The 17,780-nt window shown below is 44.8% G+C and carries 11 protein-coding genes and 1 tRNA gene; all 12 read right to left on the reverse strand.

Translation table 11 applies throughout. The features are described from left to right. Window positions 1-279: 279 nt before the first annotated feature. On the reverse strand, window positions 280-1,992 hold the full coding sequence (locus tag Q0612_RS09645; protein WP_298884031.1) for a B12-binding domain-containing radical SAM protein: 1,713 nt from the start codon (window positions 1,990-1,992) through the stop codon (window positions 280-282). A 74-nt stretch (window positions 1,993-2,066) separates the two neighbouring features. Further along, window positions 2,067-2,153, reverse strand: a tRNA-Leu gene (locus tag Q0612_RS09650). A gap of 109 nt (window positions 2,154-2,262) precedes the next feature. Further along, window positions 2,263-6,696, reverse strand: coding sequence for a hypothetical protein (locus tag Q0612_RS09655; protein WP_298884034.1), 4,434 nt, complete (start codon window positions 6,694-6,696; stop codon window positions 2,263-2,265). Continuing rightward, window positions 6,683-7,405 (reverse strand): DUF6063 family protein, encoded by a 723-nt coding sequence (locus tag Q0612_RS09660; protein WP_298884037.1) that lies wholly within the window; start codon window positions 7,403-7,405, stop codon window positions 6,683-6,685. Before Q0612_RS09660 ends, Q0612_RS09655 begins: the two co-directional genes overlap by 14 nt. A 4-nt stretch (window positions 7,406-7,409) precedes the next feature. Continuing rightward, window positions 7,410-9,020 carry a hypothetical protein gene (locus Q0612_RS09665; protein WP_298884039.1) on the reverse strand — a complete coding sequence of 537 codons (1,611 nt, stop codon included), beginning with the start codon at window positions 9,018-9,020 and terminating at the stop codon, window positions 7,410-7,412. A gap of 8 nt (window positions 9,021-9,028) precedes the next feature. Further along, complete coding sequence (locus tag Q0612_RS09670; RefSeq protein WP_298884042.1) at window positions 9,029-10,012, reverse strand: Wadjet anti-phage system protein JetD domain-containing protein; 984 nt, start codon at window positions 10,010-10,012, stop codon at window positions 9,029-9,031. 92 nt (window positions 10,013-10,104) lie between these two features. Beyond that, the gene (pepF, locus tag Q0612_RS09675) at window positions 10,105-11,931 is read right to left on the reverse strand and encodes an oligoendopeptidase F (RefSeq protein ID WP_298884045.1); all 1,827 of its coding nucleotides are present in this window, start codon (window positions 11,929-11,931) and stop codon (window positions 10,105-10,107) included. 26 nt (window positions 11,932-11,957) lie between these two features. After that, window positions 11,958-13,649, reverse strand: a complete 1,692-nt coding sequence (locus tag Q0612_RS09680; RefSeq protein ID WP_298884047.1) for a carboxylesterase family protein — start codon at window positions 13,647-13,649, stop codon at window positions 11,958-11,960. Between the two features lie 140 nt (window positions 13,650-13,789). Continuing rightward, window positions 13,790-14,350, reverse strand: coding sequence for an NUDIX domain-containing protein (locus Q0612_RS09685; RefSeq protein ID WP_367181734.1), 561 nt, complete (start codon window positions 14,348-14,350; stop codon window positions 13,790-13,792). A 9-nt stretch (window positions 14,351-14,359) separates the two neighbouring features. Continuing rightward, window positions 14,360-16,060: a DNA repair protein RecN gene (gene recN, locus Q0612_RS09690; protein WP_298884054.1), complete on the reverse strand. Its 1,701-nt coding sequence runs from the start codon at window positions 16,058-16,060 to the stop codon at window positions 14,360-14,362. A gap of 15 nt (window positions 16,061-16,075) precedes the next feature. Continuing rightward, window positions 16,076-16,525: an arginine repressor gene (gene argR / locus Q0612_RS09695; protein WP_293830632.1), complete on the reverse strand. Its 450-nt coding sequence runs from the start codon at window positions 16,523-16,525 to the stop codon at window positions 16,076-16,078. A gap of 393 nt (window positions 16,526-16,918) precedes the next feature. After that, window positions 16,919-17,779 carry an NAD(+)/NADH kinase gene (locus Q0612_RS09700; protein WP_298884058.1) on the reverse strand — a complete coding sequence of 287 codons (861 nt, stop codon included), beginning with the start codon at window positions 17,777-17,779 and terminating at the stop codon, window positions 16,919-16,921. Window position 17,780: the final 1 nt, after the last annotated feature.

The raw sequence follows: 17,780 nt of genomic DNA on the forward strand, positions 1-17,780 counted from the left end.
ATCGCGTCGACTTGTATATAATACCATGTGACCTGCATTATGTCAACACCTTTTTTGTTACTTTTTTAACATTTTTTCGTGATACACGTGGCTCAGTATTCAAATGAAGTATCATGTATACACGCTTTAAAGCACCTGAAATTCCTTCAAAAAATCTCAAAAAAAGTTAAAATTTCTACCGAAAAACGGCAAAATCTGCGTAAATTTCTCCAAAAAAAATCTAGCTGACGCAAGAATTTTTTCTCTCGTCAACTCGTTTTTTATTGTACTAATACCATTCTATTTTACTTCAATTGGCAACTTAATCAGCTTCTGCTGCTCGCCGCTGTTATCCAGCATCACAAAAATTTCTTCTGCATTACCGGTTTCCCAATCAGCTTTAAACAATTCAATCGGATACAGCTTATGAATTTGGCGCCAGCTGCTGAACTTATATGCAGGAATATATCGGCGCACCTTTTCCTCATCGCGCCAAAAAGCAGAAACTGCCTCAAAAATTTCCTCCGTCTGCCACTTCAGCCACTCCGGACGCCACTGAGGTATCTCGCAGAACACGTCAAAACGCAGAATCTCCAGCAATTCCGTTTGCTGCTCTACATAATTTTCTTCTATAAACTGCTTTAAGACAGCTGCTACACCCTTGGCGTTATGTGTCTGCGGATAGAATCCTGCCTTAACCCACCACTGCGTCAGCTGTCTGTAAAAGGCAAATGCATTCATGCCGGAAGCACGCAGCAATGCCCTCAGCGTATATTTAAAGCCACCGCTGTTGGCCGTCTGGTCCAGAATATTATCTAAATGCTTCAAATAAAGCATATCCTCATACGGCATATACTTAGTCGCTAAAATTTCATATGGCGGCTCGTCCATATACCGCAAATCGTGCTGCTCAGTCTCACGACGCATCTGCGTGCCTGGCAATACCTTTAAAAAGCCAAGCTGTAGCATATCTGCACCCAGTCCGTAAACATCATCAAAGGATTTGGCAAAGGTCGGCAAATCCTCATACGGCAGACCGGCAATCAAATCAACATGGATATGCATATTACCGAAGGACAGCAGACGTTTGATATTAGCAGACAGCTTTTCCCAGTTATCCTGCCTGTTGATAGCTTTTAATGTTGGCTGATGCGTGCTCTGAATGCCGATTTCCAACTGAAAGCGTCCCTTCGGAACAGTCGCCAGGAAATCCATAACGTGCTCTGACAGTATATCAGCCTTGATTTCAAAATGGAAGGTTGCATTTGTATCAGCCTGCGCCAGATGTCGCATCATCGGCAGAAAGTATTTTTCATCCAGATTGTAAGTACGGTCTACGAATTTCACCAAAGGCACACCTGCAGCAATAAATCGGTCCAAATCGCGCAGCACTAGCTTCAGCGGACGCTTGCGCACAGAACGCGATATACCGGACAGGCAATACGCGCAATTAAATGGGCAGCCACGCGTGCATTCGTAATAAACTATCTTATGCTCTGCCAGCATTTTTCCCAGATCAGGATACGGGAACGGCAGCAGTGACATATCATCTATTACGGTAATGCCGCCGTTCAGGTTCACCTGCTCCCCTTCGCGATACGCAATATGCTGAGGGACAGAGCCACCGCCAGCCAAATACTCCAGCAGCTCGCTGAATACCAGCTCACCCTCTCCCTGCACGATATAGTCTGCCTGCGGCAGCTCCGCAAAAATTTTTTCCGCATCAAACGCTACCTCAGGTCCGCCAATCACGATTGCTGCTTGCGGACGCAGTTTGCGCAGCATTCGTATAAGTTTAAAAACGAATGGTTTATTCCATATATGCACAGAAAAGCCGTAGACCTGTGCCGGTACAGCCATGATTTTTTCCAACACCGCTAAAATCGGTGTGTTGATAGTTTCTTCTATTAATGTTACCTCATGTCCCTGCGCTTTGGCATATTCGCCGACATAGCGTAGGCCAAGGCCGGTATGGATATATTTACTGTTAATTGCGCTTAATACTACTTGCATTTCCTTGCTCCTCAAATTTTTAACCACAAATACAGAAAAAGCTCTACAACCGAAATTGTAGAGCCTAAATTTACTGGTGCCGAAGGCCGGACTCGAACCGGCACGAGCGTGAACCCGCTTGATTTTGAGTCAAGTGCGTCTGCCAATTCCGCCACTTCGGCATAAGTTCCAATCACTCGGAACAATAGTAATTATACTCGTTTCTTAAAGCTTTGTCAATAGCCTTATTTAAAAATTCTTATAGAGGGTTACTTACTGCCAAAATACCTCTTAGAACAGACTATCCATCTGTCCTTCATTAGTCACCTCAACACGCGCCAGACTCAGAAATTCACCATCATTACCATCCTTTTTGTCAAGACGTTTACTCTTCAAATAGCTGCTGTTACTCAAACCGGCAGGAATAAGGCTCAACACATAAATATTATCGTAAGAATTATAAATTGCTTCAGTTTTGATACCAGTAAGTGAAATGAGCTGCGTATTATTCTTTTTAGCTATCTCCTTCATCGGCATAAGCAAATGACTGGAATATGTCTTTGCAAAAGGATTATCCATCAACAGCACCTTGCCTTCATTGCGGTCAGCAAAAATATCAGTCTTATCTCTACGCATATAGTACAAAAGACAGGAGAGAATAACGAATGCTGATAAAAAGCCTTCACCACCAGAATTAACCTCTACCTCGCTCCATGTAACCTGCCACTCTCGCTGAGCTTCAACCTTAAACAGCTGTACATGAACATTATTAACGCCAATAACTGCGTTATAAAGCTCTTTAACCGTTAATGATGTACCAATCAGCTCACTAATATTCTCATTTTTGCGCAGCCTTTCCATACATTTTTGAGTAATCGATTCAACAAAATCACAGACACGGGTATGATATGTATTGGCATTATCATCCCAAACTGGCAAAATCAGCCGCAACATTTTAACATCATGATCCCTAATTCTAATCCTAGAGTTACGGTCAATCTGTCCCAATTCATCATGTACACCTTGTACATATTCCTCTAATTGACCAATAATCTGCTCTTTGTTCTGCTTAATGATAGAAAGATCCGCCTCATGCTTTTCTAAAAGAGTGCTGAAAGCATGCAATACTGTACTTATCTGCTGAAGGAAGACATGTGCATCCTCGGTATTTCTGATTAAAACCTCTATACGTTTTCTGAAAAAGTCATTTTGGAAATCCTTTTCATTACTTAGTGCAAACAACACTTGCTGCAGCTTATCCTTCGTATTCGCTTGCAAAACTTTAGCATCACCATACTTTGCTTTCAATTTTGCAGTATAGGTACGCAGCTCTTCATTAGACAGATTTTCAAGCTTTTCTGCAGCATCCCAAACAGCTTGCTCTTTCAATTTTGCATATTCGTCCAAAGATACCATATTCTCATTTAAGCTTTTTAGTTGCTCATCTAAGATTTTCTCCTGTGCTTGCAACCTTTGCTGCTTATGTATGATGTCAACACGTACTGCTGCAAAATCCTTCAGTATAAGCTCACCCTTTGGCAAAGGCTCTTGCTGAGAGCAATCTTTCTTCATCTGTTTTCTGATTTGATTAAGCTTTTCTCTTATAACACCGATATTTATTTCAACTTTACTGCGTTGCTTTGCAATTTCTTTATGCTCGCGCTCTACCTCCTCTTGTTGTGCGCTGACCTCTCGTACTTTTGCTTCACTATATTGAACGTTAAGCCATGCACCATCCTTTAGGCCAAAACGCTCAGCCTTCCCCTGCAATTCATTTCTTGTCCGTTCTACACGTTCAGCAACGCTTTCCCTATTATTCTCATAATACCTAAGCTCACCGGAAAGCTTTTGCGTAATAGCATCAAACTGTGCTTCAAGAGCTAAAGTATCAAGCTCGTTTACATCGGCAAAACTCTGCAGCTTCGGAACCTTCCTGTAAGCTTCATATCTTGCTAAATGTTTCTTCAAATCTTTGATATCTAACTCAATCTCATATACACGTTGTTTTTCAAATTGAATTTTATCTTGTAAGGAATTGCATTCCCCCTGAAGCATTTTCTGCCGCTTTTCACCTTCAGAAATGCCCCTTAGACAAGTTTCCCTCTCATTCTTATCCTGCAGATATTGGTTGTACTTAACAATTAGCTGCTGCAGATCCTCTTTTTGCTGCTGTTTTTTACTGATTGTCTCCCGCATTCCATCGAGTTCATTAATAGTCTGCTCCTGTTCCAGAACAAGTTCTTCTCTGGTATTCTTAACGGAGGCATATTCTTGCCCCAGCTCCTTTAGCTTTTCATGTGTTTCCGCCAAATCATCTACCAGACTTTTATAACTTTCCTGAGTAAACTCCTGCTTATCCAGCTCACCCTGTTTACTGCAATAAAAAGCATATTCTTGCTGTCTCAGCTCTAAGGAATCCCTTATATCCTGTATTTGAGTCTGCAATTTAGCCAGCATACTTTCAAATTTTGCCACATTAAGCATATTTTCATTAAAAAGCATATAAAAATCTACATCGCCACATCGTAAAAGACCATCAGCTACAATGTGTGTGTTCGCATCTGTCAAGCTTTCGCGTAAAATAATCGGCACCGGGAACGAAGTATAAATATTTTTTTCAGCATTTTGCAGCTCTTCAATATCTTTGCTGGTCATAATCAAAGCATATGGCAAGAACGGATGCTGCCTTACCAGCTCCCGGTTACGCTCCTCGCTGTTTCTATTTTTTTGCAGCCATTCCATACCATAAACAACATTTATTCCCAAATCCTTCAGCATCTTAAGCAATTCCTCAGACAGCTCCAAGGTTTTTCCTGTCTGCAGACATTTATATTGTTTCTGGTATTCCGCAAGCTTATTATTTAAACCAGCCTTTATATCTTCTAGCTCTGTCAGCTTTTTCTTAAGCTCATTTTGTATCCGTTGCTTATCCCAGATAACCTCATCTGTAAGCTGTAAATACTGCAGTAAACCTCTCCGTTTTCCTATTTGCTCATCAATGCTTGCTTTATCCCGTATTTTGACATTTAAAGCTGCTTCTTGCTCGTTTTGCGTTTTTGTCAGACTGCGCATATCGATGTCCAATCTGCTAAACTCATTCTTAATAGCTACCAGCTTACGCTGAAGTACCTGCTGCTGTTTTAATGACTCCTCAAGCCCCGTGGTAAGCTCATTTGACAAGCCCTCCAACGCCCCAGTTTCATATTCCTGATACATATTGCGCTGCAAAGCATTTACCGGAGTCTGCCATTTCTTATTATAAGCATCTTCTAAATTAAAGTACGCTCTGATTTGTCCTTCCAAACAGCCTTGTCTACTATGCAATTCATTAAGCTGTGGCAACAGTTGCTCAAAATCATTTCTATATTGCTTTAACACAACAGCGTATTGTTCTTGATTATCCTGGCTTTCCTGAAGATTTGCCTGTTTGTCATGAATATTTTGTTCTATATGCTGCTTCAGCAAAAAACCGATATATTCCCTTTTGGGTGCAAGCTCCTTATTCTTTTGGCGTGAAGCTTCCAGCTGCTGCTCTGCAGTTTTCAAATCCTGCTCATCTTTCTTCAGGCGTTCCTGCAAGCATGCACAATCAAGAATATGTTCATCTCTTTTCAATGTCTCAATCTGCGCTTCTATTCTGCTCAGTTCTGCGACAAGCTCCTTTTGAGCAGCTACTAAACTTTCCCATTCAGCTTCCTTGTGATAATAATCAGCAGAATACTCTTCATAATGTAGTTGTAACAGCTGGCTTGCCACTTCCTGCAATTGCAGCCTGCATGATTCCTTTGCTGCTTCTGAAGCTGCTGTTAATCTTTCCAGCTCAAGATAATATGCAACTATCTTTGCCAACGATGCTTTAACCTCTAAAGAAATCTTTTCATAGTCACCAGCAATTTCGATTATCGGTGCTGCCTTCTGTTGAAATAAAGATAATTGTTGCTGTTGCTGTATTTTAGTAAAATTATCACTGTAAACTGCAACATATTTTCCCATAATCTCACGGAATCCTTCCATGCTGTTCTTATCTCTATTTTTCTTGTTTTCAACAGCCTCAAGGAACCATTTTTCTATCAATCCTTTTTCGTCCTTACAGTCGGAAAACAGCTTGGAAAGGCCAGACTCATCCGAATTGATTTTCTTTAGTATGCTTTCCCATTCGCGATAATCTATGCCATACTCCGCGAGTTTACTAAAATATTGCTTACTTTGAGCATAGTTATTCATGTCATAGTAGAAAAAACTATTCAGCTTTTCTTTCTTATATCCTTCGAATATATCTCGGCATACAGCAAAGCTTTTCAGCTTCAGCTCTTTGGCATTGCGTTCAACTACAGGCAAATGATTAATATCCTGCTCACAGGAGTTTCTGTACTCACTGATAAAATTGATTATCTCAAGCTCTTCATTATTATCAACATTTTGGCTTTTACGCACCATCATTCCCGTTAAGCAATACCCGGCGCCATTGTCCAAAACCCACTCTACCATAATAAAAGTAGGCTTGACAGTTTTAAAATAGCTGGCAAAGGTTCTCTTATTGAAATTACGATGTCCCTTATGCACAAACAGAGCAGTCAAAAGCTGCACAATTACGGATTTGCCGCCACCATTATCCAAAAAAATCAAGGTGCTCTGACCATTAAATCGTAAGGTTTCATCACTAATATGACAAGTATTATGATTATAGTTTACATTAACCAGTCTGATGGCATTAATTTTGCTCATTTTTTTCTGCTCCTATAATTTTCTGTATACGATAAAACTTGTTTTTATTCAACAGCTCCCAATCCATAAAGTTGTCCAGCTTGCGAGTTGTCTTAATCATCTCATCCTGTTCAATATAATCTATCAGGCCCTGCTCCTGCAAAAAACGCAAAATTCCGGACATGAAGCCTTCCTTAGTTGTTTTCTTACGACTACTTTTTTCATCAGATTTTAAAGACTCGTACACCTCCCGCATAGCAGTAAAGGCCATGCCATTTTGAGACTGCTCATCCTCTGAATAGCGCGCTACACCTTCATTAAGCCTGTCAGTTATAGAGTTTTGCAGTTCGCCTAATAAGATAAAATCTCGCGTTTTAGAGCTACTGCCCTGCCCATCATAAAATTCCAAAAGTAGTACCAGGATAACAAACTGCACCAGATAATAATCCTTATCGGTGGCACCACTACGACAAAGCTCTTTTTTCATCTGTCCCTTAGAATAACCCAGAAAATAATTATCCTCATTGGGTATAAGATAAATAACTCCACTATACGCTGCAATAGAGCAGTCAGCAATATTAGCCTGTGACTTGACAAGTTCCTGTACCTCATTCTGCTCAATATAAGCCTTATATAATGCTGGCGCATTTTCTTCACGCAGCTCATGATGCTCCAGTAAATAATAAAAAATCTTCTGGGCATTTTTTACAGCATCTGTCTGATAAGCCATTTTTTCACTCCCAAACTGCCTTCAGCATAACGTCGGAACAACGGACGTTCTTTAAAATTCCTGTATTTTCATCTGCCTGCTTAAGCAAAATAGGCTTTGCTTCTGGCAGACGATAAACCTCCAATTTTTTTAAGGCTTCCCAATCTGCTCTTTTATCTAAAATCTCAAGCAGCATATTTTGTAGCCTGAAATCATTAGTTTCCTCTAGGATAAAATCAGAACGCTCTTTGCGTAATTCTGCAATATTCACAACATTTATCCCGAGGAGCTCCACCATTATTTCTTTAAAAATTCCTATCGTAGGGACCAAAAGCTCGCGCTCTTCCAGACTAAGATCATCAATAAGCTCTGAAAGCTGAATTTCCTTTTTTGCCAAAGTATGTGCAAGAATAACGCTCAAACTGGCTTCATACTTAGCCATTTTCTCCTGTACGCGACGGCGCTGCTCTTCTTCCCAGGCAGTGGCATCAAAAATCTCTATAGCTTCCTCCTGGCAGTCCTCTTCCATCGTGCGCACCCTTTGCAGCGTCAGGAACTGGTTAATATTTAATCCTTTATTTGGAGCCTTGTTAAACAGTGGGCGTAAAAAGATATCCAACCGCTCCAGGCAAAACGGATTAGCTAAAACTCTTTCATACAATTCTGTGTGTAAATTAAAACGCTGTACCAAGAACATTTCTGATACGTTTTTCAGTTCTTCTTCATATAATACTTGCAAATCCAACTGAAGACTTAAAATTCTTTGATACTCATCTATCGCTCTAGCTAAATATTTATCTATTTCTTGTAAATCATGCAGCTTTTCAGTATCTACAGCAGACAACTCTTCTATGCGAATGTGCTTCTCTTCCATCTCCTGTACCCGCGACTGTACCTTATTACGATAACCAGCAAATTTTTTCTTAGAATCCTCAAGAGTATTAAAATTGTCTTGTGCCCTCTCATTATACTCCACGACACTATACTCTAGTGGATTTCGTTTTATTCGTAGCATATCCGCTTGAGTTTTTTGCAATTTAATACGCATCAGGTTAAAGATATTTTTTACATCATCTAATGCCTTATCGTAGCTTTGCTTCTCCAGATGCAGGTTAAATATCATCTCCTGAATCGTCAGCTTCAGATTGCTTTCAACCTCCAGCGTCCCCAAAAGCAGATTATAGCCATCATCTGTAAGATAGTACGAGGTACGGCGCACATCCTGTTCGTCATAGATAATGCGATTGTTGACGTAGCTTATATGCAGCTCCTTCATCTCCTGCTGCTCATAATCATAACCACCAAAGTACATCGGCCTTCCTTCATTGGATAGTACTACATTAACAATAAACTTAGCCAAATCACTGCATTCAGCATAGCTCATGGACTTTTTGTAATACTTTTCATTAAGACTGTCCAAAAAAACAGTAATATTATCAATAGTACAGCTTTCTTCCTTCAGTGACTGCTCCATAATATAAAGCATCACAGAAAAAATGACATTCAGCTGCTCGTCCAAAGTATTAAAACCCCGTTCCTTCCAGATATACTTCTGACTGCTATTATCATAAAGCAGAGCATATAAGCCTACGCATTTCATGCGTCTTGTAAAATCCTTCAAAAAATCGTACTGCATAATCAACCTCAAAAATCACTTATCGTCAAAATCTCCTGCGGGATATACAAATCCTTCTGCAAAATACTTTGCATTTGCGATTGCGCATTTACGGGAAAATAACGGAAGAATCCTCCCTGCAGATTTCGGTTCTGGTCTTTTTTCGTGGACGGCAGCTGCTTGTAATTGCCTGCCTTCGCCAGCATCGCCAGATACGCAGGAATAAACGGTTTAATCTCCCCCTGCTCAGCAAAACTTTCTGCCAGCGTTTCATAAATGCCTATGCCTTCGTAATCCAAATCGCCAAAGTAGAACAGCTCATTTCCGTCTGCCAGCATATATGGTTCAGCGCTAGCGTTAAACTCCTGAAAATAGCTGACAACTCTTTTGCCGGCGCCGTAAATAATAGTACTTATATTTTCTCCCAAAAGCTGCCTGTTTCCTGCCAGCAGATGCTTTCTCATGCTAAAAAAGGTGTCTTTATTTTCTATAATCAACAACTTTTGCGGTACGGCACGTGTTGAAGCAAAATAAGCAAAGGGCTCAGCAGTACTGTAACAGTTTAGTTTAGCAAGCTCCAAACCGCAGTGACTCAATATTTTTTTGCCTGTTCCCTGAAGCAAAAACTTTTCCCTTTGCCAGATTTGGAAGCTGCGCTCGTTGTAAGAAACAGGCTTCGTAAGTAAAGCAGCACTGTTCTGCAAAAAATTGCTCAACGACAAAACATCCTTGCGTTCTTTATCATAGGCTTCAAGATTATTCTGATAATATGTTATATTAATTTGCGGAGCCAGGTTAAACAAAAGCTCCTGTTTTAACGCTGAATAATCCTGCTTCTCCTCCAGCTCCCAGTATTCCCGATACAACGGTGGCTTCTTGCCGTTTTTCTTCGACGCAAGTACAGGCTTTATCCGCCCACTACCCACAAGCTCCATGATATAAGCATGCTGTTCGCTATATTCAGCATTAATCTTACTGCCTAAAATTTCTTCCAATGTCCTGCGCTTTTTCATTGTGCACCTCAAACAAAAAACTCCTAAAGCAGCTGAATAACTTTAACCAATCTGCCTTAGGAGTATTATACCATATTTTATCTTACTTTAATTTACTTTCCCAACAGCGCCTTCAGCTCCTTGAGCTTAGCAGCAAACTTCTGCAGCGTTACCGTTACAGGCTGCGGCGTATTCAAATCCACGCCGGCGTTCTTCAGGATGTTCAGAGAATAATCGCTGCCGCCCGCATGCAAAAAGCCCAAATATTTTTCCACTGCTCCCTCTTCGCCGCTTAAAATAGCGCTGGCGAAGGCGGTCGCTGCACTGTAGCCTGTTGCGTACTTGTACACATAAAACGGCGTGTAGAAGTGCGGTATGCGTGACCATTCGCTTGCCAGTTCCTTGTCCACAGTCAGCGCCGGGCCATAGTAATCCCTGTTGCTCTGCAGCCAGTATTCCTCCAGCTTTTCGGCCTGCAGCGAACGGCCTGCTGTGATTTCGCCGTGAATATATCTTTCGAATTCAGCAAACTGCACCTGTCTGTAAACCGTTGTGCGCACTGCCTCCAAAAACTGGTTCAAAAGATAAATCTTCTGCTCCGCCGTAGCATGCTTCAAGGTATGCTCCAGCAATAGGTTTTCGTTCGTTGTGGACGCAACCTCAGCGCAGAAAATAGTATATTCCGAATTAACGTAGCTCTGCGCCTGACTGCTGAAATAGCTGTGCATAGCATGGCCCATTTCATGTGCAATGGTAGAAATGCTGTTGTAGCGCGGCTGATAATTGAGCAGCACAAAGGGATGCACGCCATACACGCCCCAGGAATATGCGCCGGAGCGCTTGCCCTTGTTTTCGTAAACGTCAATCCAGCCTTCGGTCATGCCTTTATGCAGTGCCGTCAGATATTCTTTGCCTAACGGTGCCAGTGCCTCCTCAACCTTGGCGCAGGCCTCCGGGAAGCTGCAGGCAAAGGTGTCGCCTGCATTGGAAATAGGCATATACATATCATAGTAATGGAATTCATCTACACCAAGTACATCCTTCTTCAATTGGATATACTCATGCAGCGGTGCAAAATTATCATGCACGGTATCAATCAGTCCGTCGTAAAGACTGGACGGAATATTATCCTCTGCCAACGCTGCTTCCAGTGTATCTTTATAGTTATGCACGGTAGCATAGAAATAACCGGTGCGCGCAGAGCCTGTGAGCGTTGCTGCCAGCGTATTGCGGTATTGATGATAGGTATTCATCAGGCCGGTAAAGGAATTTTTACGCAGTACACGGTCGGGCGAAGTCATATTCAGCAGATAACAGCCTTCACTGACGCTCGTCTTGTTACCCTGGCCGTCGGTAATCTCCGGGAACTGCATATCAGCGCTCACGAGCGCGCGGAAGGCCGCTGCCACTGTGCCTGTTGCCAGACGGCTTTGCGCAAAAACAGCCTCTTTATCGGCAGACAAAACATGGTCTGATAAACGAACCATATTTTTAATATAAAAACGGTATTCTGCCAATGCAGGCTCTTCGTCCAGCATTTGCAGCAGTTTTTCCTTACCTAAGGCCAGCATTTCCGGCTCTACAAAGGCGTTAGCGTTACTGAAGGCTGCCGCCATACCTTCGGCCTCGCCTGCCAGCGCCTGCAGCTTCTGGTCGGTATTATCGGCATCCTGCTGCAAGCGTGCGTAAGCATAAATCTTATCCAGCAGCTTTGCCAGCTCTTCCTGCAGCTTTAAAGCTGCGCAAACTGCGGTTGCAGTATTCAGTTTGCCCTGCATAGCCCGCAATTGCGGCAGCTTGCTTTTATATTCTTCGCAGGCCGCCTGCCAATCCTTTTCACTGGCATATATATCGCTTACATGCCATTTGCAGGCTGCCGGGATCTGCTCTCTGGCAACATTACTGCCATGAAGCGGAGTAGTATTTTTTTCTTCTGTCATTATTAATCAGCTCCTTATAAAACTGCTTATTTAGGCCACAGGCTGGGGTTACCATATTGGGCATCCAGCTCATCGCTGAACCAGCGTCCGTTCAGCACATTATGAATGATATAATTTTTGCTTTGCTCATTAACGCTCTTGTCATTTGCCATCTCAGCCAAAATACCGGCATAGCTTACTCTGCTGTTGATGCTGCTGATGCGTGCATGCTGACGGTTGGCATCCAATACAAGCTCCGGACGATAGGTGGGATTCCAAGCCTGCCATGTTGTACCCAAAGCTGGAGTATTAGGATTCCCGGTACGCATAAAGGCTGCTATCGAAGCAATAAATGCTTTGCTCAGCTCCTTGGAGCCTGCCTGCTCAAAGGCATCGGTATTTTTGGTATAGCCATAGCCCTGATCCGTCAGGAAGGGCTGGAAGATGCCATGCAGCGCACCGTTGCGCACCATGTATTCCTTGCCGACAACATCAGCAGTATGGCCAAAGGCAAAGCTGCAGATATACATATCAGCCTTATAATGCGGATACAAAACCTCGGCAGACTGCTGGCCGTTGAAGAAGCCATACAAAGCACTGCCGTATTTATTGGCAAATTTAAATTCACTGGTAGTCTTATAATCGTTGTTGATTAAGTTCAGACGATCCTTGAAAAAGGGGTCGCGCGCAGCAAAAGAGCTGAACTCATCAGCACTTGCCAGCATCATCAGCGGTACGCTGTAGTAATGCTTCGTAGCAAAGCCTTCTTCCGGCAGTACCTCGCCATCGCCGTAAAGATGGGGGAAGGCGCTCATGCGAATGACAGCGCCTGCCATCACCGGAGCCAGACGTTCTGCCGGCATTGCCTGCAGATATTGACGCACAGCCTTTTTATCCTTACCATTGTCACTCAAAAGCCAGTTTTCAGCGTTAATCAGGTTATTTTGCTTGCCGTCCTCTACCACCATCGGCGCTAATTTCTGCGCGATAGTTTTCTTGCTCTTTTCAGCATTGGCAACAGTCAGACCGCCGCTAAAGGAAATAGCCTTATCAAATTTATTTTTGAAAACAGGTGAAATCAGCATCGCCATAACATCACGTCCGCCGGCAGAAAAACCGGAAACAGTGATATTCTTGGCGTCACCGCCGAACTCCTTAATATTGTCACGTACCCAGTCCAAAGCCGCCGCTTGGTCAAGGAAGCCGAAGTTGCCGCTCTTTTCCTTCTTGTTGCCGTCTGCCAGAGCAGGCAGATTATTAAAGCCAAAAAGTCCCAGGCGATACTGTACGGAAACATAAACCATGTTGCCTTCCTGCGCCAGCTTGTTGCCCTCCATCAGATGGCTGTTGCTGGCCTGGTTATTGCCGCCGTGGATATAAACCAGTACCGGCAGATTTTTTTCCTGTATATCGGGGCGCACGATATCCAGCGTCAGCACGCCCTCCTGACCGAGCACCTTTTTGCCGTTATATTGGATATTTGCCGGAGCAGCCTTCGTGCAGTCCAAAATGCCCTTATGCTTCTTTGCCTGCTGCGCTTCACGCCAACGGTCAGCACCTGTCGGCTGCTGCGCATATGGAACACCCAGCCATTGCACTACCTGATGCTTGTCGTCATAAGCACCGGCAACAACACCCTGCTGGGTTTTAACTTCATTATTAAAATTAGCAGCCTCGGCTGCAGTTGTAAAAACGCTTGCCGCCAGCAGCGAAGCAAGCACATATTGCATCTTTTTCATCTGTATCATCTGCTCCCTCATAGAAATTTATTAAACACTTACTTTCTATTATAAAGAAGTAACGCCAGCTTGACAAGCTAAGGCACGAAAAAAGAGGCTGCCTTCTCAGCAGCCTCAAATAACTATTGTGATTGACTTTTTCAGATTATCTTTGCAGCGTAAAGAGCACACAGGGTTTTAGCATCATACAGCTCGCCATCCGCAACCATGCGACGCAACTCTGCGGGAGTAAAGGCCTGCACGCCGATGAATTCGTCCTCATCGGTATGCTGGGCAAACTTTTGCAGTCCCCAGGCCTTATATAAATGGATAATTTCATCAGAAAATCCCGGCGTGGTTGCAATGCTAATCAGCTTCTCCCAATGCTCTGCGTCATAGCCTGTTTCCTCGCTCAGCTCACGCTTAGCGCATTCCGCAGGATCCTCCTCCGGACCATGGTCCAGCTTGCCTGCGGGAATTTCCCACAGCAGTGTACCAAGCGGATAACGGCACTGTTTCACCAACACCACACGTCCGTCAGGCAGCACCGGTACAATCGCCACTGCGCCAGGATGACTGATATATTCACGCGTTGTGTCATTACCGTTCGGCAGCGTTACGTGGTCGCGCTGCACCTTCAGCAGGCGGCCGTTAAAGACCTCCTCGTTGCTTCCCGGTACATATATTTCATCTAAAGCTGCCTCATGAAATTTTTTCAGCATCATCTTACCTCATTTCTCCTGCAGTCGCTTTAAGCTGCTTTTTATCTGCTCCGCACCTTGCAGAAGCTCGGTAGCACTTTCAAATGCCGCCCTGCTGGCAGTTGCACCTGCAGTCATACGCACCAGCTCCTGCAAACGTCCGTTATAATCAAGCGTCGTCAGCTGCGTTACCGTGCGTCCGTCGACACTTTGCTTTTCGATATGAATATGATTATCCGCAAAAGCAGCAATCTGCGGCAGATGCGTAATACACAACACCTGGCCGACACTGGAAATAGCAGCAATTTTTTCCGCCATCTTCTGCGCCGTAACGCCGCCGACACCGGTATCAATCTCGTCAAATACCATCGTCGCAACATCGCCGCTGTTCATCAATACAGTCTTAACCGCCAAAGCAATACGGCTCAGCTCGCCGCCGCTCGCTACCTTTTCCAGGTCATTCAGCGGCTCGCCCATATTTGCACTGAAAATAAATTTCAGCTCATCGCGTCCAAGCGGCATAAACTTATCCAGCTGACCGCATTTTATCTGCAGTAAACCATTAGGCATCGCCAAATCACGGATATGCTGCGTAATACGCTGCGCCAACGCCTGCGCGCTGGCCTCACGCAGCTGCGTCAGCACTGCGGCAGCACGTCCCAAACGCACAACCGCTTCTGCTACCGCCTTCTGCGCCTGCTCCAAGAGCTTTGCAATCTGCTGCAGCTGCTCCAGCTTTTCCTGTGTCTGCTGCAGATAATCCAGCGCCGACTGTGTACTGCCACCATACTTCTTCTGCAGGCGGTAAATAATATCAAGGCGCTGCTGCACCTGCGCCGCGCGCTCACCGTTGAATTCACTGCCTGCCATATACTCGCTCAGCTCCGTGCGGCAATCGTCCAGACTAATCCAGGCACTGTCAGCACATTCAGCAAGCGGCGCCAGACGGCTGTCGTAGCGAGCCGCATACTGCAGCTGGTCACGCACACGCACCAGACGGGAAAGGATTGCGTCCTCCTCATCAAGCTGCTGATAAGAGCTGTCAACGGCCTTCATAATGCGCTCACTGTTCTGCAGCAAACGCGCCTCCGCCTCCAGGCCATCTTCCTCGCCTGGCTTTAAAGCAGCATCCGAAATCTCCTTTATTTCCCAGGCGTAACGGTCAAGCAACAAATCCTGCTGCTCATTTTCCTGCTCCAGCTTGCTCAAATGCTTGACCGCAGCAGTATATTCACTGTAAAGCTGCTTATACTCCTGCAGTGCCTGTACCAGCTTCGGACCGCCAAAAGCGTCCGTCAGATACAGCGGCGCGTCAGGCTTCAGCAGCGCCTGGTTCTCGTGCTGGCCATGAATATCAACCAAACGCGCACCAATAGCCTTCAGGACAGCCAAAGGCACCTGCACACCGTTGATAAAGGCACGGCTCTTGCCCGCAGCACTAATCTGACGCTTAAGGAATAAATCCTCCTCCGGCTCCAGACCGTGCTCCGCCAGCAGCGCTTTAATTTCCTGCTGACCGCTCACGTCAAAAACAGCCTGCACCCACAGTCCATCAGTGCCGCTGCGCACGTAATCGGCAGACGAGCGTCCGCCCAGCACCATACCGAAGGCATCTATCAAAATAGATTTACCAGCACCGGTTTCACCTGTGAAAACATTGAAGCCGGGGGTAAAATCAGCATGCGCGTCCTCTAACAGTGCAAAATTGTGAACATGCAATGATTGCAGCATAATTTTGTGCCTCGCTTATCTGTATTCCTTGAAGCGTTCCAGCAGAGTGAGTACAGCTTCTTTATTGGGCAGGGCGATGAAAACAGTGTCATCACCGGCAATAGAGCCAAGAATTTCCGGCCACTTCATGTAATCCACAGCAAAGGCAACAGCCTGCGCTGTGCCAGGCAGTGTACGGATAACCACCATACTGTCGGAAGCACGCACACTGACGATAGAATCGTTAAAGGTACGCTCCAGGCGCTCCATAGTCAGCATCATGCTGTGCTCCTTCGGATATGCGTAGTGGTAATGGCCGTTGGCATCCGGTACCTTGACCAGCATCAGCTCCTTGATATCGCGTGAAACAGTTGCCTGCGTAACATCAATGCCCTGATGACGTAAAGCGGAAGCCAAATCCTCCTGCGTTTCAATCTTATTGTTGTCAATAATCTCTTTAATTTTAGCGTGTCTGGTCATTTTCATAGTCAATCACCTCTAAAAGCAAAATATTTCTATGTCTTACTTTCCTATATTTATGATACATCTATGAAGGTTATGATGTATAGTAATGCCTTACGTATTCTATATAGTGCCTTATCGTGCGCCGCGCCCTGTACGTCTATCCTTCGTTTACGCCACAGCACACGAGAAGATGCCGGAAGCGAAGAAGAGTAACGATGGTGTACTTACTGCAACGTCGAGGAGCCCTGATAATGTATACTACAATGTCTTATCGTGCGCCACACCCTGTACCTCTATCCTTCGTTTACGTCACGGCACACGAGAAGGTACCGGAGACGAAGAAGGGCGACGACGGCGTACTACTGCTACGTCTAGGAGTCCTGATGACGTATACGGTGCCTTATCGTGCGCCGCCTATAGATTGCGCATTAATTTTTGTTGCCAAGTCTGATAATAATCACGTCGCGTAAGTCTTACAAATTTCATCTCATAAGGCGATTTGGCGATATGCACACTGGTATCGTTAGGCACCTCGATAACATTCTCGCCGTCAGCAGAAAGCAGCATTTCCTCGCTACCGGGAATCGGCCTGAGCTCGATTGTTTCCGACATAGGAATAACAAGCGCTCTGTTCGTCAGCGAATGCGCGCAGACAGGCGTAATGACGCTGACAGCAAGCTCCGGCATAACAAGCGGTCCGCCTGCGGAGAGTGAATATGCTGTAGAGCCTGTCGCCGTTGCGATAATCAAGCCATCGGCTGCATACTTACCGGATAAGCGTCCGTTGATAAAAAGCATCATATGCGCCAGCTTGCTGAACATGCCCTTGGCCAGAACCAAATCATTGAGCGCATGCGCCGTAGCGATTACTTCATCGCCGCAGATAACTCTCGCCTGCAGCAAACTGCGGCTTTCCAGCGTATAGTTGCCCTGAGCCAGACGGCTGATAGCCTTATACATCCCCTGCAAATCAATCTCTGCCAAAAATCCCAGCTTACCGAAGTTAATACCGAAGGCAGGCACATCGAGCGGTGCAAGGTGACGCGCCATCTGCAACAGTGTGCCGTCACCGCCGAGGCTGACACCATAGTCCAGCGTTTTGAGCGTTTGCGGCTCACTTTTATTGTAGCTGCTCACGCCATACTGCTGCGCTACCTTCTCAGGCAGCACCGGTTCAAGTCCCCAGTCCTTACAAAGCTGAATAAATTCCGGCAGAGCAATGCAGACGTTTTCTTTACCCAAGTTGGGAAAAACCCCTAAACGTTTCTTTTGCATC

Source organism: uncultured Phascolarctobacterium sp., from assembly GCF_937920985.1.
GTDB lineage: Bacteria > Bacillota > Negativicutes > Acidaminococcales > Acidaminococcaceae > Phascolarctobacterium_A.